The sequence below is a fragment of the Maritimimonas sp. 2405UD52-3 genome (genome assembly GCF_056591715.1).
The window spans coordinates 1-410 of record NZ_JBWQOL010000023.1; the positions used below are offsets into that span (position 1 = coordinate 1).

Genomic DNA, 410 nt, shown 5'->3' on the forward strand with positions numbered 1-410 from the left:
GGTGATGTGGTGACCTATACCTTTACAGTAACGAACAATGGTACAGCAACGCTGACAGGCGTAGCTGTGGTCGATGATATTTTAGGTGCGGTGACCTTGAGTGATGTAGCAGGTGATGGTGTAGCAGTGCTAGCCGCTGGTGACAGTGAGAGTGGTACGCTTAGCTATACGATCCAGGCAGGTGACTTAGGTACGACCATTACGAACATTGCTACAGGAAGCAGTGATCAGGCCCCAGATGTAACGGATACCAACAGTATCCCAGTAGCGACACCAAGTATGGGTATTGTCAAGAGCAATACGATTACGGATCCAGATGGATCAGGAGATGTGTCTGTGGGTGATGTGGTGACCTATACCTTTACAGTAACCAATACAGGTACAGCAACGCTGACAGGTGTAGCTGTGGT

1 protein-coding gene is annotated in these 410 nt (G+C 49.0%); it reads left to right on the plus strand.

Annotated elements, in window-relative coordinates:
* Positions 1 to 410 (plus strand): DUF7507 domain-containing protein (locus AC1EU5_RS16010; protein ID WP_480193425.1); only part of this gene is annotated, 410 nt, incomplete at both ends.